The 25,953-nt window shown below is 48.8% G+C and carries 25 protein-coding genes; 2 read left to right on the top strand and 23 right to left on the bottom strand.

Annotated features, from left to right (window positions below):
- Positions 1–18 precede the first annotated feature (18 nt).
- The 21 genes from recO to lepA all read right to left on the bottom strand — a co-directional run bounded on the left by recO (position 19) and on the right by lepA (position 21,682).
- Entirely contained in the window at positions 19–804 is a 786-nt protein-coding gene (recO, locus tag J7E21_RS05920; RefSeq protein ID WP_215105613.1) for a DNA repair protein RecO, read from the bottom strand.
- A 12-nt stretch (positions 805–816) separates the two neighbouring features.
- Complete coding sequence (era, locus tag J7E21_RS05925) at positions 817–1,734, bottom strand: GTPase Era (RefSeq protein WP_215105615.1); 918 nt, start codon at positions 1,732–1,734, stop codon at positions 817–819.
- Positions 1,718–2,128 (bottom strand): cytidine deaminase, encoded by a 411-nt coding sequence (locus tag J7E21_RS05930; RefSeq protein ID WP_215105616.1) that lies wholly within the window; start codon positions 2,126–2,128, stop codon positions 1,718–1,720. Before J7E21_RS05930 ends, era begins: the two co-directional genes overlap by 17 nt.
- A gap of 51 nt (positions 2,129–2,179) precedes the next feature.
- Positions 2,180–2,536 carry a diacylglycerol kinase family protein gene (locus J7E21_RS05935; RefSeq protein ID WP_215106150.1) on the bottom strand — a complete coding sequence of 119 codons (357 nt, stop codon included), beginning with the start codon at positions 2,534–2,536 and terminating at the stop codon, positions 2,180–2,182.
- Positions 2,523–3,005 carry an rRNA maturation RNase YbeY gene (ybeY, locus tag J7E21_RS05940; protein ID WP_215105617.1) on the bottom strand — a complete coding sequence of 161 codons (483 nt, stop codon included), beginning with the start codon at positions 3,003–3,005 and terminating at the stop codon, positions 2,523–2,525. The genes J7E21_RS05935 and ybeY overlap by 14 nt, the downstream gene beginning before the upstream one ends.
- A gap of 17 nt (positions 3,006–3,022) precedes the next feature.
- Positions 3,023–5,152 (bottom strand): HD family phosphohydrolase, encoded by a 2,130-nt coding sequence (locus J7E21_RS05945; RefSeq protein ID WP_215105618.1) that lies wholly within the window; start codon positions 5,150–5,152, stop codon positions 3,023–3,025.
- A 182-nt stretch (positions 5,153–5,334) separates the two neighbouring features.
- Positions 5,335–6,294 (bottom strand): PhoH family protein, encoded by a 960-nt coding sequence (locus tag J7E21_RS05950; protein ID WP_215105619.1) that lies wholly within the window; start codon positions 6,292–6,294, stop codon positions 5,335–5,337.
- A 157-nt stretch (positions 6,295–6,451) separates the two neighbouring features.
- A complete protein-coding gene (locus J7E21_RS05955) occupies positions 6,452–6,958 on the bottom strand; it encodes a hypothetical protein (protein ID WP_215105620.1) in 507 nt (168 codons plus the stop codon).
- 33 nt (positions 6,959–6,991) lie between these two features.
- On the bottom strand, positions 6,992–7,981 hold the full coding sequence (gene floA, locus J7E21_RS05960) for a flotillin-like protein FloA (RefSeq protein WP_215105622.1): 990 nt from the start codon (positions 7,979–7,981) through the stop codon (positions 6,992–6,994).
- A complete protein-coding gene (locus J7E21_RS05965) occupies positions 7,982–9,310 on the bottom strand; it encodes an NfeD family protein (protein WP_483313478.1) in 1,329 nt (442 codons plus the stop codon).
- Positions 9,311–9,555: 245 nt separating this feature from the next.
- Positions 9,556–9,729, bottom strand: a complete 174-nt coding sequence (gene rpsU, locus J7E21_RS05970) for a 30S ribosomal protein S21 (RefSeq protein WP_112232367.1) — start codon at positions 9,727–9,729, stop codon at positions 9,556–9,558.
- A gap of 95 nt (positions 9,730–9,824) precedes the next feature.
- Positions 9,825–10,493 (bottom strand): deoxyribose-phosphate aldolase, encoded by a 669-nt coding sequence (deoC, locus tag J7E21_RS05975; RefSeq protein ID WP_215105624.1) that lies wholly within the window; start codon positions 10,491–10,493, stop codon positions 9,825–9,827.
- 32 nt (positions 10,494–10,525) lie between these two features.
- Entirely contained in the window at positions 10,526–11,854 is a 1,329-nt protein-coding gene (gene mtaB / locus J7E21_RS05980; RefSeq protein WP_215105626.1) for a tRNA (N(6)-L-threonylcarbamoyladenosine(37)-C(2))-methylthiotransferase MtaB, read from the bottom strand.
- A gap of 15 nt (positions 11,855–11,869) precedes the next feature.
- Positions 11,870–12,607, bottom strand: a complete 738-nt coding sequence (locus J7E21_RS05985; protein WP_215105628.1) for a 16S rRNA (uracil(1498)-N(3))-methyltransferase — start codon at positions 12,605–12,607, stop codon at positions 11,870–11,872.
- A gap of 12 nt (positions 12,608–12,619) precedes the next feature.
- Complete coding sequence (gene prmA / locus J7E21_RS05990; protein ID WP_215105630.1) at positions 12,620–13,561, bottom strand: 50S ribosomal protein L11 methyltransferase; 942 nt, start codon at positions 13,559–13,561, stop codon at positions 12,620–12,622.
- Between the two features lie 88 nt (positions 13,562–13,649).
- Positions 13,650–14,765, bottom strand: coding sequence for a molecular chaperone DnaJ (gene dnaJ, locus J7E21_RS05995; RefSeq protein WP_215105632.1), 1,116 nt, complete (start codon positions 14,763–14,765; stop codon positions 13,650–13,652).
- Positions 14,766–15,052: 287 nt separating this feature from the next.
- Entirely contained in the window at positions 15,053–16,885 is a 1,833-nt protein-coding gene (dnaK, locus tag J7E21_RS06000; RefSeq protein WP_215105634.1) for a molecular chaperone DnaK, read from the bottom strand.
- A gap of 37 nt (positions 16,886–16,922) precedes the next feature.
- Positions 16,923–17,510, bottom strand: a complete 588-nt coding sequence (gene grpE, locus J7E21_RS06005; protein ID WP_215105636.1) for a nucleotide exchange factor GrpE — start codon at positions 17,508–17,510, stop codon at positions 16,923–16,925.
- 19 nt (positions 17,511–17,529) lie between these two features.
- Complete coding sequence (gene hrcA / locus J7E21_RS06010; RefSeq protein WP_215105638.1) at positions 17,530–18,561, bottom strand: heat-inducible transcriptional repressor HrcA; 1,032 nt, start codon at positions 18,559–18,561, stop codon at positions 17,530–17,532.
- A 91-nt stretch (positions 18,562–18,652) separates the two neighbouring features.
- Complete coding sequence (hemW, locus tag J7E21_RS06015; protein ID WP_215105640.1) at positions 18,653–19,792, bottom strand: radical SAM family heme chaperone HemW; 1,140 nt, start codon at positions 19,790–19,792, stop codon at positions 18,653–18,655.
- Between the two features lie 60 nt (positions 19,793–19,852).
- The gene (gene lepA / locus J7E21_RS06020; RefSeq protein WP_215105642.1) at positions 19,853–21,682 is read right to left on the bottom strand and encodes a translation elongation factor 4; all 1,830 of its coding nucleotides are present in this window, start codon (positions 21,680–21,682) and stop codon (positions 19,853–19,855) included.
- A gap of 216 nt (positions 21,683–21,898) precedes the next feature.
- Here lepA and rpsT point away from each other — a divergent pair, with 216 nt between their 5' ends.
- Positions 21,899–22,147, top strand: coding sequence for a 30S ribosomal protein S20 (gene rpsT, locus J7E21_RS06025; protein WP_215105643.1), 249 nt, complete (start codon positions 21,899–21,901; stop codon positions 22,145–22,147).
- A 216-nt stretch (positions 22,148–22,363) separates the two neighbouring features.
- Here rpsT and holA read toward each other — a convergent pair whose 3' ends face one another.
- Entirely contained in the window at positions 22,364–23,407 is a 1,044-nt protein-coding gene (gene holA / locus J7E21_RS06030) for a DNA polymerase III subunit delta (protein WP_215105644.1), read from the bottom strand.
- A gap of 177 nt (positions 23,408–23,584) precedes the next feature.
- On the opposite strand from holA, the gene J7E21_RS06035 reads away from it, so the two are divergent.
- Positions 23,585–23,719, top strand: a complete 135-nt coding sequence (locus J7E21_RS06035; RefSeq protein ID WP_006828710.1) for a YqzM family protein — start codon at positions 23,585–23,587, stop codon at positions 23,717–23,719.
- Between the two features lie 33 nt (positions 23,720–23,752).
- Here the strand turns inward: J7E21_RS06035 and J7E21_RS06040 are convergent, their stop codons facing one another.
- Positions 23,753–25,888: a DNA internalization-related competence protein ComEC/Rec2 gene (locus J7E21_RS06040; RefSeq protein WP_251047794.1), complete on the bottom strand. Its 2,136-nt coding sequence runs from the start codon at positions 25,886–25,888 to the stop codon at positions 23,753–23,755.
- Positions 25,889–25,953: the final 65 nt, after the last annotated feature.

Genomic DNA, 25,953 nt, shown 5'->3' on the forward strand with positions numbered 1-25,953 from the left:
AAAAAGACATCCCGAGGCTTAATCGCCTTCCGGGATGTCTTTTTTCTTTTCGGGCAAAAATTCAGGCGTGCGTTCGAGCTGCTCCAGAAACGAGCGTGACTTCAAGCGGATACCCGCCTGCTCTTCGTAAATCGTTCGCACGATTTGCTTGAGCAATGTCTTCGACTCTTTTTTCAGCGTCAACGCCCCGACGCGTTCAATCGGCACGAAATAAAAGGTGCGGATCAACTTCACGAGCGCCGGGCTCAAGCGGATGATGTAGCGGTCTATATGAAAACAGCGGTGGCACAGAAAGCCGAGCTCCTGAAAAGAGAAAGCGAACTCTCCTTCCGTCGCCCCGCAATTGGCGCATTCGTGCAAAGTCGGGGTAAGCCCAGCCACACGCAACATTTTCCATTCAACAAACAAGGTGATTGCTTCCGGGTCGTAGCCATCCGCAATCGCGTGCAGCGCCTGATAAAGCATATCGTAAATGACTGGCTGCGGCTCATCCTGCTCGGTCAACCGATCTACAAGTTCAGCAACATAGCTTGCATGCGCGGTCGCCATAATGTCCTCACGGATATAGCGCAGCGATTCCAATTGGTCTCCCGCCTGCAACGTTCCCATGCCACGGCCTTTGTAAATGGAAAAGACGCCGTGCGTGAACGGCTGTGTGATGGCCGCTAAGCGGCTCGCCGGCTTTTTTGCTCCGCGCGCCATGCATGTAATCTTGCCCGCTTCTTTGGTGAACAAAGTGACGATTTTATTCGTTTCGCCGTAGGGACGCGCACGGATGACAATGCCTTCGAGTTGGTTCTGCATAAGCAAGACTCCTTAGTATTCGTCATCTCTAAAGCCGAAATCACGGAGATGCATTGCTTTATTGCGCCAATCTTTCTGGACTTTGACCCATAGCTCCAAATATACTTTTGTGCCGAGCAGGTTTTCAATGTCTTTGCGGGCACGCGTGCCGATTTCTTTCAGAAGAGCACCTTTTTTGCCGATGACTATTCCTTTTTGGGAATCGCGCTCGACCATGATCGTCGCCTGGACGCGGATCATGTTTTCGCTTTCCTCATCTGGCGCGATTTTATCGATGACGACGGCGATCGAATGTGGAATTTCCTCGCGCGTCAAATGCAAAGCTTTTTCGCGGATCAACTCGGAAATGATAAAGCGTTCCGGATGATCTGTCACTTGGTCCGCTGGGTAATACTGCGGCCCTTCCGGCATGCGCTCTTCGATTTTCGCCAGCAAGTTTTCGACATTGTTGCCTTGTAAAGCGGAAATCGGGACAGCTTCTGCAAAATCAAACTCTTTGCGGTACGATTCGACGATTTTCGGCAAATCATCCGGGTGCACCTGGTCGATCTTATTGAGCACCAAAAAGACCGGAACGTCAAGCCCTTTCAGCATGTCCAGCACATAGCGGTCCTGTTTTCCGATGCGGTCAGCGGCACTGACGACAAACAACAGCACGTCCACTTCGCGGAATGTGTTTTTCGCGACTTTCATCATGAAATCGCCGAGCTTGTGCTTTGGTTCGTTGATGCCTGGTGTATCGATAAAGACCATTTGGCTGTTGTCCGTCGTTACGACGCCTTGGACTTTATTGCGCGTCGTTTGTGGCTTGTCGCTCATGATAGCGATCTTCTGGCCGACGACACGATTCAAAAATGTGGATTTCCCGACGTTTGGGCGACCGATGATGGAAATAAAACCTGATTTGTATCCTTTATTTTCTTGAAGCATATTTTAAATCCTCCGTTGTGAAGGCGCCCGGAAGCAATTCTGCGACTGTCGTTTCCGACACCGCTCCTTCAAGATTAGTTAAATAAACCGGCATATCCGGTGCACAAAATTCCACGAGCACTTGGCGGCATGCTCCACACGGGGAAACCGGGCCTTTTGTGTCGGCCGCAACCGCAAGCGCTTGAAATTCCTTGATGCCTTCTGAAACCGCTTTGAATACAGCCGTGCGCTCAGCGCAATTGGTCAGCGAGTATCCAGCATTTTCAATATTGCAGCCTGTATAAACTGTTCCGTCTTTTGATAAAAGTGCAGCTCCTACCGGAAATTTCGAATACGGTACATAGGCGTTTCCGCGTGCTGCGATAGCTTGTTCCATCAATTGTTGTTTGTCCATTTTCATCACTCACTTTGTTATGATCACGGGAGTTATATCCTCACCGCCTATTTAATAAAACCATTTCGGCAAAAAGATCAGCAAACCGATTATAGCACTTGTCACAGCAAATACCAAAACGGCGCCCGCCGCCATGTCTTTTGCTTGCTTCGCCAGCGGATGCCGTTCTGCCGTGACGAGGTCAACGGTTCGCTCCAATGCAGAATTGACCAGTTCGAGAGCGATCATGCCGCCGATCAACATGATGATCAGCATCCATTCTGACTTATCGAGCCCCGTCAAAAACCCGGCAATGATGACGATTACAGCAGCAAGTGCGTGCACTCTCATATTCTGTTCGCGCTTGAGTGAAACGCCGATCCCTTGTGCAGCAAAACCGAACGAGCGGAGTAGCCTACTCAGCTTCATAAACATCACGTGTGACACCTAATGAAGCGAGTATTTCTTCCTGCTTCGCAAACATTCTTTTTGCATCGGGTTCGGTCAAATGGTCATGGCCGAGCAGATGCAAAAATCCGTGGACGGCCAAAAATCCGAGTTCACGCTCGAAGCTATGCCCGTAGTCCGCTGCCTGGCTTTTGGTCCGCTCCACTGAAATGATGATGTCCCCGAGCATGCGGGGTCCGGTTTCACCGATGATCGCCACTTCATCTTCCCCTGCTTCTTCCATGGAAAAGGAAATGACATCTGTCGGCTGGTCTTTCCCCCGATAGTCACGGTTGATTACGCGGATCGAATCATCGTCGGTGAACGTAACCGATAGTTCCGCTTGTCCTGTTTGTTCGTGCTCGGACGCGTGCTGCAACACTTTCGAGACGAACTCCAGCGCTTGTTCGCCCAGTTGTCCGGTTTCGTCCAAAAAATCAATCGTTAGCATCCTTTTCCCTCCCTTCGTTACTTCTTGTCGTCCGGATACGCAATCCGTGAATGGAAAATGCCATTTAATGTTTCGCACATGACGGATTTCGCTTTCTTTAGTTCTTTTAACGTTATATCACAATCATCAAACTGTCCATCTTTCAACTTATCTTCCGTAATCGAGTCCACCAATTCGCGGATTTTCTCCGGACTCGCTGCATCCTTCGAACGAACCGCTGCTTCTAAGCTGTCTGCAATCATGATGATGGCATTTTCACGGGACTGCGGCTTTGGCCCTTCGTAGCGGTATTCTTGCTCAGGCACATTCTCGTGCTGTTCTTTAGCTTTATAATAGAAGGACTTCAACAAGGTGGTGCCATGATGCTGCTCTGCAATATCGATCAATTCTTTCGGCATTTTATGTTTCCGCAAAATCGCCGCACCATCCTTGCCATGAGCCAGTATGATATCCCGGCTTTGTTCCGGCTTCAGCCGGTCATGTGCATTGCCGTGCGTTTGATTTTCGATGAAATACTGCGGATTGACCGTTTTTCCGATATCGTGATAATAGCAGCCGACACGCGCCAGGAGGCCATTTGCGCCGATCGCTTCGCATGCAGCATCCGAAAGGTTCGCCACCATAACACTGTGATGATAAGTGCCTGGCGTCTCGGTCAAAATTCTCTTCACCAGCGGATGGTTCGGGTTTGACAGCTCGATCAGCTTCATCGTCGACAATATGCCGAAAGCCGTTTCAAACAGCGGCAGCAAACCCGTTGCAAGCGTACCAGACAACAGCCCCGCCGCAATGGCCGCCGCGGCGTAGAACCCAATTTCTTCCGGTGTATACTGGCTTTGGTTCACCAACAGGTAGAACGCCACATACAATAAATGGATACCCCCGACCGCTAAACTGATCGGTAAGATGCGGATGCTGCGTTGACCGCTTCGTATTAAGTATATCCCCGTCAATCCGCCAAATAACACATACAACGCGGCATCCATCTGAAAAATGCCGGCATAGCCGCTTTGCAGTAGCATTCCTGCGCACGCGCTAAGGAGAATCGTCACAAACACGGCCGTCCGTTCATCGACAAGGAGCCTCACTAAAATTCCAGCAAATGCCGTCGGATAAATAAAGTCGATGACGACATCAAAATTGCCGCTGATTACTTCGAGCAGCTTCATCATCAATAATGATAATGCGATGACGGCAAAAACAATAGTCAGCCGAATCACTTTTTTGACGCCTTCTACTTTTGAACTTTGCAGTACAAGCAGCAATAACCCCGCAGCAATCAGTACAAAGAAACTCAATGCAACAGCCGGCCGGAAATTCGACCGCTGCTCGGTCATGCCCGCCAGTTCCAACTGGCGAAAAACTTCACGGTCGATCAGCTGGCCTTTCTGGATAAGCACTTGTCCCTGCAAAATACGCGTCGGCTCAACACTCGCCCGCGCTTGCTCTATTTGTACTTCGGTCAGTTCTTCATTGACGACCTCATTTCGGATAATACTGGACCGTGTAATGGCCACTACAGCGGGTATTGCAGAAGCCGGAATCTGATCATTCTCACGGATTTCCTGTTCCGCAGAATTACGCGCCTGCGTAACTCCAGCTTCCCGAAGCGGCTCCTGCAAAGCAGCAAGCACTCGATTTTGAACTTCCCACTCGACATGCCATAGCATATCTTCTTCGAGGACGAGCAGCGACAAGAGCATATCATCTGTCAATTGCAGCCCGTTTTCGTTCTGTTCGAGCAGCCTGATCGTTTCTCGAAGTTCTCCCAAAGCTGCACCATAATCTGACGGTTCCGGTTCCTCTTCTCCAGTTTGTTCATTTGTTTGTTGCGCCTCAAATACATAGCCGAATAGTGATTCGACGAGGGCTGCCTGATTATTGGCAATTTCTTCGATATACTGGTAGCTCGGCTGCACTTCCTGAGCCGCCCGTTCGCGTTCAAGCTCTGTCCGGACCGGATCCTCGACTGTCTTCGCTGCCCGGATCGTCTCCTCTGACAATTGGAATAATTCCACTTCATATGTATCGGTCGCAATCGTATCGTATAAAAACCCAAACATGACTACAGCTGTTATGAAACTGATGCCGATCAAGACTACAGGAGCCCCGAACCGCGTATACATCCGCCTGATCCATCCCGCCATTAGACCACCCCACTTTTCTCATTTCATCATACCAATACATCCTGTTTTTTTCATCGCTCCTAACAAATTAATAATAATTTTCTGGACCTCGTTGCTCCTGTAAATGTCATCGCAGAAGCAATAACTAGTTTTTTTATCTGCCCTCATGACGGCTCATCTTACGTCAAAAAAAGAACCAACCTTTAGGAAGGCTGGTTCTCGTAAGCTTCGATGATTTTTGAGACGAGCGGATGGCGCACCACGTCGCCTTTCTCCAAATACTGAAACTGGATTCCTTTGACGCCATGCAAGTTTTTCTCCGCTGCAATCAAACCGGATTCTGCGCCTCTTGGCAAATCGATCTGCGTCTTATCGCCTGTAATGATCATTTTCGAGTTGAAGCCAAGGCGCGTCAAAAACATTTTCATTTGTGCTTTCGTCGTATTTTGTGCTTCATCGAGAATAATAAACGCTTCTTCCAGTGTCCGTCCCCGCATATAGGCAAGCGGCGCTATTTCAATCGTGCCGCGCTCGAGCAGTCGGTTCGTCTGCTCCTGCCCCATGACATCATGCAATGCATCATACAATGGACGTAAATAAGGGTCAACTTTTTCTTTTAGATCCCCTGGCAAAAATCCAAGGCTTTCGCCTGCTTCAACGGCAGGACGGGTCAAGACGATTTTTTTGACGTGTCCGTTCTTCAGAGCCTGCACCGCCAACACGACTGCCAAATAAGTTTTGCCGGTTCCGGCAGGACCGATCCCGAACACCATATCGCTCTGGCGGACTGCGTGGATATAATGGCGCTGCCCGATCGTCTTAGCGCGGATCGATCGACCGGTCGCACTGCGCGCCACTTCTTCATCGTATAGCTCTGCAAAATATTCAATCGTCCCGTTTTTAGCCATTTCGATAGCAGAGACGATATCACGCTGGTCGATGTTGATGTTTTTGCGGATCACTTTCAACAATTGCTCCAATAACAACTTGCCCGTTTGCTTGCCTTCTTCAGAACCAGCCAAACGGATAACTTCACCGCGGGTAATGATTTGAATATCAAAACTTTCTTCGATCAGCGACAAGTGGCTGTCGGATGTCCCGAGAAGCTGGACTGCTTCATTCGGGTCTTTCACATGCAATTCGAGTAAGCTATTTTCTGTCATTTAGACGCTCCTTGGATCGTGTTTTTCATTCTCTTCAACTCTATCATTTCCTCTATGGAAATGTAAATGAAATGAATATAATATGGTTTACATAATATGATTATGTATTTATAAAAGCGTTAAAAAAAGACCGGCTCGATTTCTGCCGGTCTGTTCTTTAACGCTTAGCTTTTGGCGGCAATAAAATCTCCGCCATAATGATTCCTTTGAGTACATCTTCATCTTTCAGCGGAAGAAGTTCATCTTTCACCGTTTGATGCACTGCGGGCTGCAGAGCTTCCTCTTTATGAGCGCTTAATCTTCCTGGGCGTGTCGTTGGTTGCTTAGCTTGTCTCCCAGGGGAAGGGGATTTGGTCCGCTTATCCACTTCCTCGATAGCACGAGATTTCACTCGCTCCGCCTGTTCTTTCACTTGGCGGGCTTGCTCTGCCCGTTTCGGATCTTCTTGCATTTGAGCCTGCATTTCGCTGTAAATCTCTTTGGCGTAATCTTCAATCCGCTTAAACTTCCGCTGTCCGCCTTGTGGCGCTTGCGGTGTTTGGGAGGTTTGAGACGCGCCTGGGACTTGTTGGCGCTTTGCCGGCTGATTGCCATCAGGCTTTTTGTTCTTGCTGAACAGGGCACTGATGGCCATGATAATCACCATTATGATGAGGGGTTCCATTCCAAAACCTCCCTTGAGTTATGGCGGAGCTTATTAGTTCTCTTCCTGTTGTTTTTCCGTTCCGCTTTTCGAAATGGATTCGCGCATGCTTGTATCAGACTGAATGTTTTTGTAATTGACGTAATCCATAACACCGATATTTCCTGAGCGCAATGCTTCTGACATCGCCATTGGCACTTCGGCTTCGGCTTCGACAACTTTTGCGCGCATCTGAACGACTTTCGCCTTCATTTCCTGCTCGCTTGCGACAGCCATTGCACGACGTTCTTCAGCTTTCGCCTGTGCGATTTTCTTATCTGCTTCCGCTTGCTCGGTTTGAAGTTCCGCACCGATGTTTTTGCCGATATCAACGTCTGCGATATCAATCGATAGGATTTCAAAAGCGGTACCGGAATCCAAGCCTTTGCCTAGAACAGTTTGGGAAATAAGATCTGGGTTTTCCAGAACTTTTTTATGGTTTGTGCTAGAACCGAGTGTCGAGACAATACCTTCACCGACACGGGCCACAATCGTTTCTTCACCAGCACCACCGACGAGGCGGTCAATGTTGGCGCGTACAGTAATACGGGCTTTTGCCTTCACTTCAATCCCGTCCATCGCAACACCAGCAATGAATGGCGTTTCGATGACTTTCGGATTAACGGACATTTGAACCGCTTCTAGTACGTCACGTCCAGCAAGGTCGATTGCGGCTGCGCGTTCGAACGGCAGATCGATGTTTGCACGGTGTGCTGCGATCAATGCGTTAACAACACGGTCAACATTACCACCTGCCAAGTAATGGCTTTCCAGTTGGTTAATGGTAACAGTAAGACCTGCTTTTGAAGCTTTGATCAACGGGTTGACGATGCGTGACGGGATAACCCGGCGCAATCTCATCCCGATTAATGTGAAGATACTGATGCGAACGCCTGCCGCCATGGCGGAAATCCACAATGTGACTGGTACAAATGTGAAAAAGATGGCAAGCACGACGATAATCGCAATTATCGCGGCGCCAAGGCCGATTGTTTCAAGTCCCATTTATTCTTCCTCCTCTTGTTTTTCGAGTTCACGCACAACGATGCGCGACCCTTCTACCTTTATTATCTTAACATCTTTGTTGCTGTCGATAAACCGTCCTTCGGATACCGCATCGATGTATTCATCACCGAGCCGGATCGTACCGGATGGCCTTAGGGCAGTTGTAGAATGTGCGGTCTGGCCGATTAGCTCCGGGCGGTTGACGCTTGAAACATAGCCGTGCTCCGTATCGGTTGCATCCGTTAAAATTATTCGTTTAAACATGCTAAGTTTCTTCCCAAAAAATCTCACTAAAATCACCATCCCTGCCGAAGCTACAAGTAGCGCAATCAAAACTGCAATTGCTGTCGTTTGGACATCTTCACCCGCCAATAATATACTGCCGATGATTGCCAGTATTCCGAACATGCCGATGACGCCGCCCGGAATAAAAAACTCAAGGAGTATCAACCCGAGGCCGAGGATCAACAGCAGTATCGATTCATACCCAGCCAGTCCTGCCACCAAATGGCCATAAAAGAACAACATCAGCGAAAACAAGCCGAAAAACCCTGGGATGCCGACACCTGGCGTAAACAATTCAAGCAATAGTCCAAGTCCTGCTACAGACAGCAAAATCGGCACGATCAGCGGGCTAGTCAAAAACCGCGCAATCGTTTCGGACCAATTTTCCTCTACTTGAATTACTTCAGCACCGGAGAGCCCTTTGAGTTCCAATAGCTCATCGAGCGTCGAAACCGTGCCTTCCGAATAGCCGACATCGATCGCTTCACTTGCCCCGAGCGTCAACAACTGTCCTTGACCTGCCCGGTATTCCGGGAGATCAATTTCAGCATCAGCCATGGCAAGCGCATATTGCGGATCGCGGCCGGAAGATTCCGCTGCACTTCTCATTGAAGACAGCCAAGCAGAGTTCGCCTTATCCGCAGCAGCATTGCCCGACTGGTCGATGACTTGCGCAGCTCCAATACGGCCGTTTGGATGCATGTAGATTTCATCGTTATACAGTGCCAAAAATGCACCAGCCGAAAGAGCATCTTGATTAATGAAAGCAAGCGTCTCGACTGAAGTGTCATTCAATAAGCGTGCAATGCCGTCTGCCGCATTGACAAAACCGCCCGGTGTATCTATTTCAAAGACGATAGCATCGGCATCGGCATCTTCAGCTTCTTCAATGCCCCGCTCCAAAAATGATTGGAGCCCTCTTTCCACTTCCGCTTCGATCGGGATGACATAGACTTTTTCTGTATTTGCAGAAATGGTTGGAATCGCCAAAGCAAGTGCAAGAACCAGGAACATAAAACCGATCCAGGCATTCCTTCTACGCACGGTGTTTCCTCCTTTCCACCTATGAAACCTTTGGATAGTTATGTATACGGATGAAATGCCCTGCGGTTTCACAAGCACGCCTTCTTTTTTCATTATAAAGGAATTTTCTCCAAGTTACGATGGAATGCGCTTACATCTTTCCAAATGGTGAACGTTTTAAGTCGATAAAAAAACCGAAAGCACAAATGTGCTTCCGGTCTGAGCTGATCGTTACTATTTTTAAAAGTCATTTAAGATCAAGTCAATTAAAATTTACGTTTACGCGCAGCTTCTGATTTCAATTTACGTTTTACGCTCGGCTTATCATAGTACTCGCGCTTTCTTACCTCTTGCATTGTTCCGGACTTTGAAACAGTGCGTTTGAAGCGGCGAAGAGCATCTTCAATTGATTCGTTTTTACGAACATTTGTTTTTGTCATCTCTTTTTCCCTCCCTCCGAACACACGTTGAAGCAGATAACAACAAGTGTTATATACTATAAAATTATAACGCAATAAAACATCTTCGTCAATACTTAATAATCATTATCGGAAGTCAGTCCTTGCATAATCTGAACGCCTGAACTGGCACCGATGCGCGTTGCTCCAGCTTCGACCATCTGCTCGACGTCTTCAAGGCTGCGTACTCCCCCGGAAGCTTTCACGCCGAGGTCTGGTCCCACTGTTTCGCGCATCAAGCGGACCGCTTCGACAGTCGCGCCACCGGTAGAGAATCCAGTGGATGTTTTAACAAAGTCTGCGCCCGCTTGTTTCGACAAGCGGCTCGCCAGTTTGATTTCTTCGTCCGTCAACAGGCAGATTTCAAGGATGACCTTGACGATTGCTTTTCCTTTTGCAGCTGTGACAACTGCTTCGATATCGGACTTCACGACATCTTCCTGGCCGCTTTTCAACGCGCCGATGTTCAAGACCATATCGATCTCTCCAGCGCCTTTTCCGATGGCATCGGACGTTTCAAATGCTTTCGTTTCTGAAGTCGCAGCACCGAGCGGGAAGCCGATGACCGTGCACACTTTCACTTCGCTATCGTCCAGCTCGCGTGCAGCTAGAGATACCCATGTCGGGTTGACGCAGACGGATGCAAAGTTGTATTCTGCCGCCTCTTTGCAAAGCTGCTCAATTTGTGGTGCTGTAGCATCTGCTTTTAACAGCGTGTGATCGATTAAAGATGCAATGTTCGTCATGAATTATTTCTCCATTCTACTAGTAGGTTTCGTTATGCAGGAACGATGTCTATTACACGGACAAATTGCCCCCGGTTCATCGGATAGCCTGCCTTAGTGATTTTCACTTTGACGATTTTCCCGATCAAGGAATCATCTCCCGGAATCGCGACCTTCAGGTAATTGTCCGTATAGCCGACAAGCATGCCGGCTTGGTCTTTCGATTGTTCTTCCGGAATGATCTCTAACAGCTCGCCTTCAAAGCGGCTCGCATATCCCTTCGCCAATTGGTCGTTCAATTCAATCAAGCGATGGACGCGAGCATTTTTGACCGCCTCATCAATCTGGCCATCCATGCGGGCTGCCGGCGTACCAGTGCGCATAGAGTAGGGAAAGACGTGAAGCTCGGAAAACTGTTGGTTGCGGAGGAAATGGAACGTTTCCATGAATTCCTCTTCCGTCTCGCCCGGGAACCCGGCGATGACGTCAGACGTAATCGCAAGGTCCGGCAATGCGTCACGCAGCCGGTCGAGCCGGTTTGCAAAAAACGCCATCGTATATTTTCGGCGCATCCGTTTCAAAACAGTATCTGAGCCGGATTGGATCGGAACATGAAGATGGCGCACAACGATTTCGGACTGCTTCAATACAACAATCACTTCATCGGTCAATTGGCTCGCTTCAATGGAGGAAATGCGCAAACGCTTCAAGCCTTTGACATTCCCCTCTAAGTCGCGCAGCAATTGCGCCAAATTATAATCTTTCAAGTCTTCGCCGTAGCCGCCTGTATGGATGCCAGTCAAAACGATTTCCTGATAGCCGGCATCGATCAATTGCTGGGCTTGGCGAACGACTTCCTGTGGATTGCGGGAACGCATCAAGCCGCGCGCCCATGGAATAATGCAGAACGTGCAGAAATTATTGCAGCCTTCCTGAATCTTCAAAGATGCGCGGGTCCGGTCCGTAAATGCCGGCACATCGAGCTCTTCATAGACACGGTTTTTCATAATATTGCCGACCGCATTGATTGGCGTGCGCTCGGCTCGGTATTGGTCGATATACCCGAGCAGTTTGGTCCGGTCTTGTGTACCGACGACAATGTCAACTCCCGGAATCGCCATGATTTCTGCCGGCGAGGTTTGGGCATAACAGCCCGTTACGCAGATGACCCCGTCCGGATTCGTGCGGACCGCACGGCGTATCACTTGTCGGCTTTTTTTATCCCCCGTATTCGTGACGGTGCAAGTGTTGATGACGTAAACATCAGCATGGTGCTCGAATTCTGTCCGCTCATAGCCTTGCTCTTTGAACAATTGCCAGATTGCTTCGGTCTCATAATGATTCACTTTGCAGCCTAAAGTATGGAATCCAACTGTTGTCATCAGTGGCCACCTCTTTCATTCGAATTCGTAGGATAATGCCGACAACGCATAAAGCGGTGCCGTCTCTGTCCGAAGGATGCGCGGACCGAGCGCCGCAAACTGTGCGCCGGACCGAGCGAGCGCATCTGCTTCAGCTTGTGAAATGCCGCCTTCCGGCCCGAAAACAAGCAAGATAGAGTCTTTATCATACAATGATTTAAGAATTTCGGCAAACCGCTTTCCGCCTTCTTGCTTTGCTTCTTCTTCGTAGGCGACGATGACCGCATCGAAGTTTTTTGCTGACTCCAGCAATTCACGGAAACTGTGCACAGTATGTATCAAAGGAATGCGGCTGCGATGGGATTGCTCAGCCGCTTCCTTCGCGATTTTTTTCAAGCGCTCGATCTTTTTGGCGCTTTTGACACCGTCCCATTTGACGATCGACCGCTCTGCCGCATATGGCAAGAGCGCGCTCATCCCAAGTTCAGTCGCCTTTTGGGTGATGAGTTCCAGCTTGTCGCCTTTCGGCAAGCCGCAAGCGATCGTCACTTGCTTCGGCAGTTCACTGCGGTCCGGCAATTCCTCAAGAAGCTTGATATGGACATCCATCGCGGCATTTATGATTTCCGCCAAATACACTTTGCCGGAAACGACAGCAATAAGCCTATCGCCCGCTGACTGCCGCATCACTTTAGTGATATGCTTCGCGTCATCGCCCGTAATATTCAAATAGTCTTGATCCGCGTGTCCGTCTTCCAAAAAATATCGTTGCATGGTCGCACCCCGTTATAGCGGTTTTTTGGAAATGATCGTGACCCAGTCTTCCATCATCATGACGTCTTCAATTATGAAGCCTGAAGCTTTAAGCGCTTCTTTCACATCATTTTTCTTCTGGGCAATAATGCCGGAGGTAATGTAAGTTCCGCCGGGTTTTACCGCCTGATAAGCATCATCTGTAAACGATATGATGATCTCTGCCAAAATATTGGCGACGACAACATCTGCCGGCTTATCGATAGCATCGAGCAAATTGCTATGGAACACCTCGACGCGGTGTTCCACTTTATTCAATTCCACATTGAGACTGGCCGACTTCACCGCAACTTCGTCCAAGTCAAGCGCGCGGACAGTTTCTGCCTCGAGCAACGCTGCGCCTATCGCCAAAACGCCTGACCCGGTGCCGACATCGATGACGCTATTGCCTCGCTGCACATGTTTCTCCAGCGCTTGCAGGCTCATCACCGTCGTCGGATGCGTGCCGGTGCCGAACGCCATTCCCGGATCAAGCTCGATAATCAGTTCATCGCTTGAGACCGGATGGTAATTTTCCCACGTCGGCACAATGGTGAACCGCTCGGAAATCTTGACAGGGTGATAATATTTCTTCCAGGAAGTCGCCCAGTCTTCCTCATCCACTTCGCTGATAGTGACGACATTGCGCCCGACATTGATATCAAAATCGATGAGGCTATTGATGGCGAGTTTGATGCCTTCTACCGTTTCCCCGAGAAAGCTATTGACCGGCAAATAAGCTTTCAAAATGACGCCTTCTGTCGGAAAATCGTCTGGATCCAAAGAATAGATTTCGCCGAACATATCTTCACGATGTTTCGTTAAATCTTCGGAATCCTCGATAACGACCCCGCTTACCCCTGCTTCATGCAGAATGTTCGAAATTGATTCAATCGCTTCGTTTGTTGTATGAACCGATAGCTCAGACCATTTCACTTACGACCAGCTCCTTTATCGCACCTATATGTAACAGAGAGAAAACCCCCAAGTGCGCGGGAGTTTTCCAATTGCTTTTATTGCTGCATCAATCGCCTTTAATTGTTCTTTTGATCTTATCAAATAGCGAACTGCCTTGCTCTTCTGGAATATCTCCGGAAACCTCAGCAAATTCACGCAGTAATTGCTTTTGTTTTTCGCTTAGTTTCGTCGGCACTTTGACCTTCACCGTAATATGCTGATCGCCAACACCATAGCCATGGACATTTTGAACGCCTTTGCCGCGCAGACGGAAACGAGCTCCGTTTTGTGTGCCAGCTGGAATTTTCAGCTTGACTTTACCGGAAATGGTCGGCACTTCAATCTCGTCACCGAGCGCCGCTTGCGGATAGGTAATCGGTAATTCCAAATGGATGTCATCGCCATCGCGCATGAATTGTTTATGCGGCTTGACGCGGAAAAGAACGTATAGATCTCCAGCCGGCCCGCCGTTGATGCCCGGTCCGCCTTGGCCTGAGACGCGCAATTGCTGACCATCGTCGACCCCTGCAGGAACGGTGACTTTGATTTTCTTGATTTTCCTTACTTTGCCGGCGCCACGGCATGTTGTGCATTTTTCTTCGATGATTTCGCCGGTGCCTTCGCAATGATGGCAAGCCCGTCGATTGACCATGCGGCCGAATGGCGTGTCTTGCGCGACATTCAATTGGCCGCTGCCTTCACAATACGGGCATGTTTTCTTGCGCGTTCCAGGCTTTGCACCGGAACCGTCGCACGTTTCGCACGTTTCGTCTTTTGGAATTTCGATTTCTGTTTCCTGGCCAAACACGGCATCCAGAAAATCGATGTTCATGGAGTATTGCAGATCATCGCCTTTTCTAGGTGCGTTCGGATCGCGCCGGCGTGTGCCGCCGCCGAAGAACGTGCTGAAAATATCATCAAAGCCGAAGCCTTCCGCTCCGCCGCCGCCGCCAAAGCCTTGGTTCGGATCCTGATGGCCGAATTGGTCATACTGGGCACGCTTTTGCTCGTCGCTCAGCACTTCATAAGCTTCTTTCACTTCTTGGAACTGTTCCGAAGCATTTGCTTCTTTGTTGATATCCGGATGGAATTTCTTGGAAAGTTTCCGGTACGCTTTCTTGATTTCTTCTTTTGAAGCATCCTTAGAGATGCCAAGCACTTCGTAATAATCTCGCTTATCCATAGGTCACTCTCCCTCTTGCAGTCAACTGTAATTGTACACGGTTTAATTTGCGCTTGCAAAGACCCGGAAAAAAGCGCAAGCGCCCTAGTGGATTCAGCGGGCATAAGCTTGGGCAAAGAGGCATATTTACAGCCGCACAGCCCGATTATGTCCTTAGAATCTGGGCGCTGGAATCTAGACACAGATACGCTTTTTCAGAATCCTGTAATACGTGAAAAATTATGCACTTTTAATCGTGAAAAAGCCAAAGCAGTTGCTTTGCTTTGACTTTTCCGGACTTGCTTATCTTACTTATCTTTATTATCGTCGTTGACTTCTTCAAACTCAGCGTCCATGACGTCGTCGTCCTGTCCTGGCTGCCCTTCGCCTTCAGCGGCTTGCTGGTTTGCAGCAGCTTGCTCATAAGCTTTCATGGCAAAGCCTTGAAGAATTTCTTGAAGCTTGTCTTTTTTCGTGCGGATATCTTCGATGTCTTCGCCTTCAAGTGCAGTTTTCAATTCATCACGCGCTTCTTCAGCTTGTTTTTTCTCTTCTTCAGAAACAGCTTCGCCGAGGTCTGTGATTGTCTTGTCTGTTGTGAAAACAGCTTGGTCAGCTTCATTGCGCAATTCCACTTCTTCTTTGCGCTTCGCATCTGCTTCAGCGTTTTCTTCCGCTTCTTTCACCATGCGGTCGATCTCGTCATCCGTAAGCGTTGTGCTGGATTGGATAGTGATCGTCTGCTCTTTTTGTGTACCAAGGTCTTTCGCTTTAACGCTGACGATGCCGTTTTTGTCAATATCGAAGCTCACTTCGATTTGCGGCACGCCGCGCTGTGCTGGTGGGATGTCCGCCAATTGGAAACGACCGAGTGTTTTGTTGTTAGCAGCCATTGGGCGCTCACCTTGCATAACGTGGATGTCCACTGCCGGCTGGTTGTCCGCTGCAGTAGAGAATGTCTGTGATTTTGATGTCGGGATCGTCGTGTTGCGCTCGATCAGTTTCGTGAACACGCCGCCCATCGTTTCGATGCCGAGTGACAGTGGTGTCACATCTAGCAATACCACATCTTGTACGTCGCCAGTCAAGACGCCGCCTTGGACTGCTGCGCCCATTGCGACAACTTCATCCGGGTTAACGCCTTTATGCGGCTCTTGGCCTGTTTCTTTTTTAACAGCTTCCTGAACAGCCGGAATCCGTGTAGATCCACCGACCAAAATGACGCGGTCCAGTTCAGAAGCAGAAATGTTCGCATCTTTCAATGCTTGGCGAGTCGGCCCCATCGTGCGTTCCACAAGTGAAGAAGTCAACTCGTCGAATTTCGCACGCGATAAGCTCATCTCCATGTGAAGCGGTCCAGCTTCGCCTGCAGTGATAAACGGCAAGGAAATTTGTGTTGACGTTACGCCAGACAAATCCTTTTTAGCTTTTTCAGCCGCATCTTTCAGGCGCTGAGTGGCCATTTTATCTTTCGACAAGTCGATGCCGTTTTCTTTTTTGAATTCTTGCACCAAGTAATCGATGATTAGTTTATCGAAATCATCGCCGCCCAGGCGGTTGTCGCCGGCAGTTGATTTAACTTCGAAAACGCCGTCGCCAAGTTCGAGGATCGAGACGTCGAATGTACCGCCGCCAAGGTCATAAACCAAAATCGTTTCGTCTTTATCCATTTTATCAAGGCCGTATGCAAGTGCTGCAGCTGTCGGCTCGTTGATGATGCGTTCCACTTCAAGACCTGCAATACGGCCAGCGTCTTTTGTCGCTTGGCGTTCAGCATCATTAAAGTAAGCCGGTACCGTGATGACCGCTTTGGTCACTTTTTCACCGAGGTAATCTTCCGCATAGCCTTTGATGTATTGAAGAATCATGGCAGAAACTTCCTGCGGTGTATATTCTTTTCCTTCAGCCGTCACTTTTTCCTGCGTGCCCATCAAGCGTTTGACGGATTGGATGGTGTTCGGATTGGTGATGGATTGGCGTTTTGCCACTTCGCCGACTTGGCGTTCACCGTTCTTGAATGACACAACAGATGGCGTCGTGCGGTTGCCTTCTGGATTCGGGATGATTTTTGGCTCGCCGCCCTCTAGTACTGCGACCGCTGAGTTTGTAGTACCTAAGTCGATTCCGATAATTTTGCTCATTTAAATTCCTCCATTAACTTTAGTTTGATAGTTTCAATTATTCGTTCACTTTTACCATAGCCGGACGGAGCACTCTGCCATTCAGGGTATACCCTTTTTGCAGCTCTTGTAACACCATGCCTGGCTCTGCTTCCGAATCACTTTCCTGAATGACTGCCTGGTGTACATGCGGATCAAACGGCTCGCCGGCTGATTTGATTTCCTCGAGGCCTTCCGCTTTCACAGCGTCAAGCAAGGATTTCTGGACCATTTCAACGCCTTTTAACAGTGTTGGCGATTCGTCGCTTTTGGTTTCGGTAGCAAGCGCTCGCTCGAAATTATCCAGCACCGGCAGCAAATCCGTCAACAGCGATTGCGAGCGGAACTTCTTCGCAATTTCCTGATCCAGCTTCGTGCGGCGTTTGAAATTATCATAATCCGCTAGAAGCCGCAAATACTTGTTTTGCTCCGCTTCAATCTGTGCTTTCAGTTCAGCTATTTCGTCCACTGGTTTATCGGTGTCGCTTTCAGCCTCTAGAGCTTCAGCGGACACAGTAGTTTCTGTGTCATTTGGTGCCTGTTCTTCAGCTTGTTTCACATCTTGCTCTAAGTCTTGTTGCTTGATCGTTTCTTTTTCGTTCGACAAAATATGTGCCTCCTTTAGTTCACTTTCCTTGGAACAGCCGGGTCAATTCTTTCGACAAATCGCTGCTCACATAGTCCAGCAGTGAAACGATCCGGCGGTAATCCATTCTCTTCGGCCCGACAATAGCGATCGTACCCATTTGTTCATCTCCGATATCGTAAGACACCGTGATGACAGAACAATCTTCCATCGCCGCCAACGCATTTTCGGAACCAATGCGGATTTGAAGCCCTTGGGCGCCGATCGGTAGAATTTCAGGAATGTGCTTTCCTTCTTCCATGACGTCCATCAACTCACGGATTTTCTGGATATCATGGAAATCCGGCTGCTTAAGGATATTCAGCTTGCCTCCATAATAAACATTGTCCGTGTGCGGAAGCAACAGCGCCTGCTGGAACGTACGGAATAATTCTCCGTAGCGCTCGATATGCTGGCGCAACAGAGCGAGCGTTTCCTGCTCGAGGCGCTTGTGCAAATCATGCAGCGCAACGCCGATGAGACGCTCGTTCAAGATATTGACCATCTTCTCGATGTCGGATGCGTTCAAGTCCGGCGGGATGGAGAATACGCGGTTTTCCACATGCCCCGAATCGGTGACGATGATCGCCACAGCCATTCCCGGCGACAAAGGCACAATCGACAACTTTTTGACGATGTGCTTGCGGATATCCGGTCCGAGCAGAATCGACGTGTAATTTGTCAATTCGGACAAGATGCCAGCCGACCGTTTGATGATCTCTTCAGTTTCATTGACCTTTTCTTCGAAAACCGAGCGAAGCTGAACGATGTCGTTTTCCGGTACCGGATTCGGCGTCAACAAATGGTCTACATAATAGCGATAGCCTTTTTGGGACGGAATCCGGCCGGAAGAAGTATGAGTCTTTTCGAGGTAGCCCTGGCCTTCGAGCTCAGCCAATTCATTGCGAATGGTAGCCGAACTAAAAGACATACCCGGCTTTTTGGCTAGTTGGTTCGATCCTACCGGCTGCGCTGATTGGATATAATCATCGACTGTCACTTTCAAAATGAGCAGTTGCCGTTCTGTTAACATGATCATCACCTCTGTTAGCACTCTATCAGTTCGAGTGCTAAGACTACACTAAAATTACCAAATCTTTTTTGCGTTGTCAACGGATGCGCTTCTACGAAAGCAAAAATTGTTCGAATACTTCATTACCGACAAAGCGGCCTTTATGTGTCAGCTTCAAAAATCCGTTTTCGAGAGCCAGATTGCCTTTAGCCTGCTCTTTTTGAAGAATCTCTCCGTAAATGCTCCTGAGTGCTGTGCCGAATTTCTCTTCGAAATGAACTAGTTCCACGCCTTTGGTTTTGCGCAGGCCGAGAAACATTTCCTCTTCCATCTGTGCTTTTATAGTCACTTTGTTTTCTTCCAATACGGGCCGTATGCCAGAATCGAGGGGTTCCATATATTTTTTGAGCGGTCCGTGATTGGCATAGCGGATTCCGTCGACATAGCCATGGGCACCCGCTCCGACGCCAATATATTCTTCGTTGTCCCAATATAATAGGTTATGGCGCGACTCATGCCCAGGCTTTGCGAAATTGGAAATTTCGTATTGATGCAAACCGCGTTTTTCCATTTCCTCCATGAGGCGTTCATACATATCGCCTTCAAGATCTTCTGTGATGGTATTCAATTTCCCTTTGACCATCAAATTATAAAAAACGGTCTTCGGTTCGATGATCAGCGAGTACGCTGAAAAATGCGGCAGATCAAATGCAAATGCCTGCTCGAGCGTTTCTTCCCACTGCGCCATCGTCTGGCCGGGAAGCCCGTACATCAAATCGAAGCTGATGCTGTTAAAGCCGACTTCGCGTGCTGTTTCCACGGCACGGCGAACATCGTCATTGGCATGGGTCCTGCCAAGACGCTTCAATAAATCCGGATCAAATGTCTGCACGCCCATGCTCAAGCGGTTGACGCCGCCGTCAAACAGCACTTGCATTTTTTCGCGCGTCAGTTCATCTGGATTCGCTTCTGAGCTCCATTCGACATTCTGTGTCATCGGCACGTACTGGCGGATCAAGCCGAGCAGTCGCTCCAATTGTTCCGGAGTTAGCGCTGTTGGTGTGCCGCCGCCGAGAAAAATCGTCTCAAGCGGGTGATCGAGTGCTCCTTGCTGTTTCCATAGCGCCAGTTCTTTGCCGACTGATTCGATATAGGCATCCACCGGCTGGTCTTTGAAAAACACTTTATTGAAATCGCAGTAAAAACAAATCTGATGGCAGAATGGGATATGGATGTACATGCCTTTTACCATGAAAAATCCTTCTTTCTAATAAGAAAAGGAGGCAGAAAAAGCCGCCTCCTTTTTTTCGTTTTATTTGGATTGGTCGTCCATTTTCAGAACAGCCATAAATGCTTCTTGTGGGACTTCTACGGAGCCGACTTGCTTCATCCGCTTTTTCCCTTCTTTCTGCTTATCAAGAAGTTTTCGCTTCCGGGAAATATCGCCGCCGTAACATTTCGCGAGGACGTTTTTCCGGATAGCGCTGATTGTTTGGCGGGCAACGATTTTCTGTCCGATCGCTGCTTGGATCGGAACTTCGAATTGCTGGCGCGGGATCAAATTCTTCAGTTTGTCGACAATAATTTTCCCGCGCTCATAAGCAAATTCACTATGGACGATAAAGCTCAGTGCATCCACTTTTTCAGCATTCAGCAAAATATCCATCTTGACTAGCTTCGACTCTTTATAGCCGATCAGCTCGTAATCGAACGATGCATAGCCTTTCGTGCCGGATTTCAATTGGTCGAAGAAGTCATAGACAATCTCCGCAAGCGGCAATTCGTAAATGATGCTGACACGGGAATTGTCGACATAGTCCATCGTCATGAAATTGCCGCGTTTTTTCTGGCAGATTTCCATAACCGCGCCGACGTAATCGTTCGGCACCATGACCGTCGCTTTGACGTAAGGTTCTTCAACTACTGCAATTTTCTGCGGATCCGGCATCATCGCCGGGTTGTCGATGTTCAACACTTCCCCGTCCGTCATATGGACGTGGTAAATTACGCTCGGTGCTGTCGTGATCAAATCGATATTGAACTCGCGTTCGATGCGCTCTTGGATGATTTCCATGTGCAACAAGCCGAGGAATCCGCAGCGATAGCCGAAGCCGAGCGCCTGTGAGGATTCTGGTTCGAATTGCAAAGCCGCATCGTTCAGTTCCAGCTTTTCAAGCGCATCACGCAAATCGTTGTATTTCGATGTATCGATCGGGTAGAGCCCACAATAAACCATTGGGTTCAAACGGCGATAGCCCGGCAGTGCTTGTTCAGCGGGGTTGTTTGCCAATGTGATGGTATCTCCGACACGCGAATCGGCGACGTTCTTGATGGCAGCGGTCAAAAAGCCGACATCCCCAACCGTCAATTCGTCGCGCAAAGTCACTTTAGGCGTGAATACGCCGGCTTCGACGACTTCGAATTCATTACCGCTGGCCATCATTTTGATTTTGTCGCCTGGCTTTACTGTGCCGTCCATGATTCGAATGTACGCGACAACGCCGCGGTACGGGTCATAAAGCGAATCGAAAATCAAAGCTTTTAAGGGAGCTGCTGGATCGCCTGTTGGCGGTGGAACTTTTTCGACAATCTGCTCCAGGATTTCTTCGATGCCGATTCCTGCTTTTGCAGAAGCAAGCACGGCTTCCGATGCATCAAGCCCGATGACGTCCTCCACTTCCTGGCGAACGCGTTCAGGATCTGCTGCTGGTAAATCGATCTTGTTGATGACCGGCAAAATCTCTAAGTCGTTATCGAGCGCCAAATAGACGTTGGCAAGTGTCTGGGCTTCGATGCCTTGAGCTGCATCGACTACAAGGACAGCTCCTTCACATGCTGCCAGGCTGCGGGAAACTTCGTACGTGAAATCGACATGTCCCGGTGTATCGATCAAGTGCATAATATACGTTTCTCCGTCTTTTGCTGTATAGTTCAGCTGAACGGCATTCAACTTGATGGTAATTCCTCTTTCCCGCTCCAAATCCATGGAGTCGAGCAATTGCGATTTCATTTCACGCGCCGTCAGCGCATTGGTTTTTTCCAATATGCGGTCTGCTAACGTCGATTTCCCATGATCGATGTGAGCAATGATGGAAAAGTTGCGGATTTTCTGCTGTCTCGCGATTCTCTGTTCTAGATTCATTTTCTTCACTCCCATATAAACTACTTTGAATTATAGCAGTCAAGCAGGCTTTGAGCAACGAATGACCGAACAATGCTTTAAGTGTCAAGGGAAACTTCTTTGCACGTAACTATTGCATTTGGCTGGCCGATTTGATAAAATAACTTTTGTTGTATAGAGACACTGAAGAGTGAAGGCGACTCCGCCTAAACTTAAATTGTCTAGGAGGTGAAAGATATGCCAAACATTAAATCTGCAATCAAACGTGTTCGCACGAACGATACAAAAAATGCTCAGAACTCATCTGTTAAATCATCAATGCGTTCTTCTGTCAAAAAGGCTGAGCAAGCTGTAGCCAACAATGAAGAAAACAAAGGTGATTCTGTAAAAGCAGCGATCAAACAAGTTGAGAAAGCGGCTTCTAAAGGTTTGCTCCACAAAAACACTGCAGCCCGCAAAAAAGCGAGCCTCATGAAAAAAGCGTAAAACGCATTAAAAAACCGATCCTCAAGGGTCGGTTTTTTCTTTGTGCAAAAAAAACTAAAAAGCAAGGCTGCCTCCGAATCGGGCAGCCTTGCTTTAATTATAGTAGTTGAGCTTTAGATTGTAACTTATGCATATTCCGCAAAACCGCTGCCTCGTGTCCTCTAATGCTGCGGGCACATGAAAGGTACACATTTTTCGCACCTTGCTTTAATCGGGTTAAACTTGTTTCGACACTTGTTTGTTATGCCCCGCCCGTTTCATCAGGAAGAATTCCAGCACACGCTCCCGGTTCCCGGAAGTGGTCTTTAACTGCAGGTCGATATCCGCCAAGTCGCCGAGCACCTGCAGCAAGCGCTGTTCGGAAATCTGCCGGCGCTTTTCCACAAGCAGTTTGACCCGGTACGGATGGGCTTTGAGTTGTTTGGAAATTTGCTGTGCATGATAGCCTTTTTTCTGCAAATAATAAACATGGACCATAAAGCGGATCTGCGAAGCGAGCAACGCCGCGAGTGCGACCGGCTCTTCTTTTTGCCTCAGCAGATCGTAATAGACGCTCAACGCCGTTTTGATATCCCCGTCCAAATAGGCTTGCAGCATTTTAAATGCGTCTTGTTCCAAAGTGCGCGACGTCATATCCTTAATGAGCTGTTCGGAAATCTCTTCTTGTTCCGCCCCGAGGTAGAGCGCCATTTTTTCCAGCTCGGAAGCGAGCAGCGTCAAATTAGTACCGGCCAGTTCAATCAATTTCCGGGCAGCTTGACGTTCGAGCGTTTTGCCGTGTGTTTTCGCTTCATGCGCCATCCAGCTTTCCAGCTCATGCGGCTGCAACGCTTTCGCTTCGATCAGCACCGCATGCTTTTTCATCAGCTTGACGATTTTTTTCCGTTCATCCAGTTTTTCATAAGGCGCAACAAAAATCGTGACGCTTGTCGCCGGCGGATGTTCAAGCCATGTTTCCAACGCTTTCAGATCGTGGTTGATTTTTTCTTTACCCCGCTCCGCCGCTTTCAAGAATGAAGCGTTGCGTGCGATGACCAGCTTGCGGTCACTGAAAAATGGTATCGTGTCGGATTCCTCAAGCACATGCCCGACCGGCACTTCATCCAGGTCATACGTTGCGGCATCGAGCTCTGAAGTAGCCGCCATTTGCGTTTTCAATAAATCGAGTGTTTTCGTGATGAAATAGCTCTCGGTCCCGACAATCAAATAGACCGGATCGATTTTATCGGCGCGAATCGATTTCCATATAGATGTAATCATACGTTCCACTCCCTCTTCCCTCTACTATACCGGATTTTCCGATTCGGGTCTGCCTCATGCGGCGTGTCTGGTTTTGACAGTTGTGTGTCAGCCGCCAAAATCAAGGGACAATGTTTAGTTCAATATAGATTTTTTGGTTTTCTTCGCTTATAATAAAATCAACTAGGAGGGATTTTCATGAATGAATTTGAACAAAACGTCCAGTCCAAACGCAACGATGCCATCGATGCAGGCATGGGCTTCGTCGTTTCCTTTGGTTTCTTCGCTCTTATTTTTATCATCGCTGGCGTAGTGCAATTCGCAGCCCGTTGATCACCAAAAGCCCCGGCATTTGCCGGGGCTTTTTTATTTTCGGCTGGAATCGATGGTCGTGTTTCCGTTTTTCACTGTTATGCGTATCGTTCCGTTTTCCGCAGTCGACAACAACAATAAATCAAGCGACTCGAAACGCGCTGTCACTTCCGGGCTCGGATGGCCATAGCGATTGTCCTTACCGGCGGAGACGATGGAGACATCCGGTTCCAGCGCTTCCAAGAAAATTTGCGAACTCGAGGTTTTGCTTCCGTGATGCCCCACCTTCAACACAGTCAATTCGGCGAGCTGTTGTGCGTAACCCTCCACAATTTCCCGCTCTCCTTTCTCTTCCAAGTCCCCGGTGAACAAAAAGCGCTGGCCGCCGTGTTCCATCAGCAGCACGAGCGAGTCATCATTGCCTTCGTACTGGTCATCATCCGGAGACAAATACATAAATCGTGTTGAACCGACATTCCAAGCAACTCCCTTTCCAGGTGTTTCCACCGCCGCTTCTTTCGACAAAGGCGCCAACTCGGACATCATTGCATTCGCCTCGGATCCTGGAGTGATATGCAGGCGTTCCACGTCAAGTTCTTCAAAAATTTCATCGGCACCTTCTGCATGATCCGCATCGGGATGGCTCAATATAAATAAATCGACCTGGGAAATGCCGCGCCCTTTCAAATAGGGCACGACCGTTCCGCGGCCTACTTCATAAGGACGCGTCCGCTGCTGATAGCCCTCTTCCCCAAAACGCAGCACGCCGCCGGAATCGATCAAGTACACGCCGCGCCGATAAGGCAATTCAATCAAAATGCTGTCTCCTTGCCCGACATCGATAAAGCTGACATATAATGCCGGGTCTACATATGGTTTAGCGCTTATCAACAAAGCCGGGCTGACCAGCACGAGGACATAGCGCAGGCGCCAGCGCTTTTCCGTTTGCACAAAAAACACCAGGACGCACGCGGCCATGATCAGCACTAGCCCTAGAGCCGGTTTCCCGGGGGTCCACAGCTGATGAGGCACAGTTGCCAGGTCATTCGTCAACTGGGCGATCCATAGCCTCAGCGGCTCGTATAAGGCGAAAAAAGGCTGTGCTATATTGCCTGGAAAAAAGGACAGCGCCAATAGCATAAAGTTGGCCGGCAAAATAAACACCGTAAAAAGCGGTACATACAAGGCATTCACCAAAAATGAGGATAAGGAGATTTCATAAAAATGGAATAATAGAAGCGGATACAGGCTTAATTGAGACACCGCGGTGACAATCAAGCCGCCTTTGAAAAAAGAAGCACCTTCCAATAATTTCAAGGAAGCGATGATCCCGAAACTCGCACCATAGGACAATTGAAAACCGATATCAAAAAGAAGTGACGGTTCGAAGAGGAGAAAGGCGATAAAACTGGCACTTAAAGCTTGAATTACCGAAACGTGGATTCCGAACAACCGGGCTAACAGCACCAAGACCACCATGGCGCATGCGCGCATGACTGAGGGCGCGGCCCCTGCCAATATGGCGTAAAGCGGCAATACCATAATGAGCAAGATGGTCGCTGTTTCTTTCCGTATCCGTATGCGCAGCAAGGCAAAATAAAGCATCGCGGTAATAATTCCCACGTGCAGGCCCGATATCGCAAACAGATGCGTGATTCCAAGCGTACGCTGAATCCGCGCCTGTTCCCCGTCCAGCCCACCGCGTTCCCCGAGCAGAAGCGCATGCGCTTCCGTTACGAGTGCAGCCGGGAAACTCCGCTCGATATGGGCCAGCAGCTTCTCGCGCTGCTGTGCTAAGCTTCCTTTGATCCCCCCTCTTGGTGCCGCGGCTACAATCGATTCGATCGTAAGCATACCGCGTGCATTGTTTTTCTCCAAATAGTGTTGCATATTAAAGGCAAACTCATGCGGCGCATTTTTAGGATCGGTGTAGTTTGCCCGAACGCGCAAATGGATAGCTGGGCCTAAAGCATGCAAAGCTTTTTTTTCCTCAGCCGAGCCGATTTGATAGCTAGCATAGACTTTTTGGCCGGAATCCACAATTGCAAATCCATTCAAACGGGCACCGTCGATTGAAAGTTCATGAAATTCAACAACGCCTTCGTAGTCTCCAGACAATAATGGTCCATCGTCCAGGCGGGATTGTGCCAAAAAGAAGGCCGCAATGGCGAAAATAGCAATAATAGCCATCCACGTTAGCGGCTCTTTTTTATACGCCATCCAATAAAAAAGCAGCACCATGATCAAAAGCAGAT

It is taken from the genome of Planococcus sp. ISL-109 (assembly GCF_018613655.1).
In the GTDB taxonomy this organism is placed as follows: domain Bacteria; phylum Bacillota; class Bacilli; order Bacillales_A; family Planococcaceae; genus Planococcus.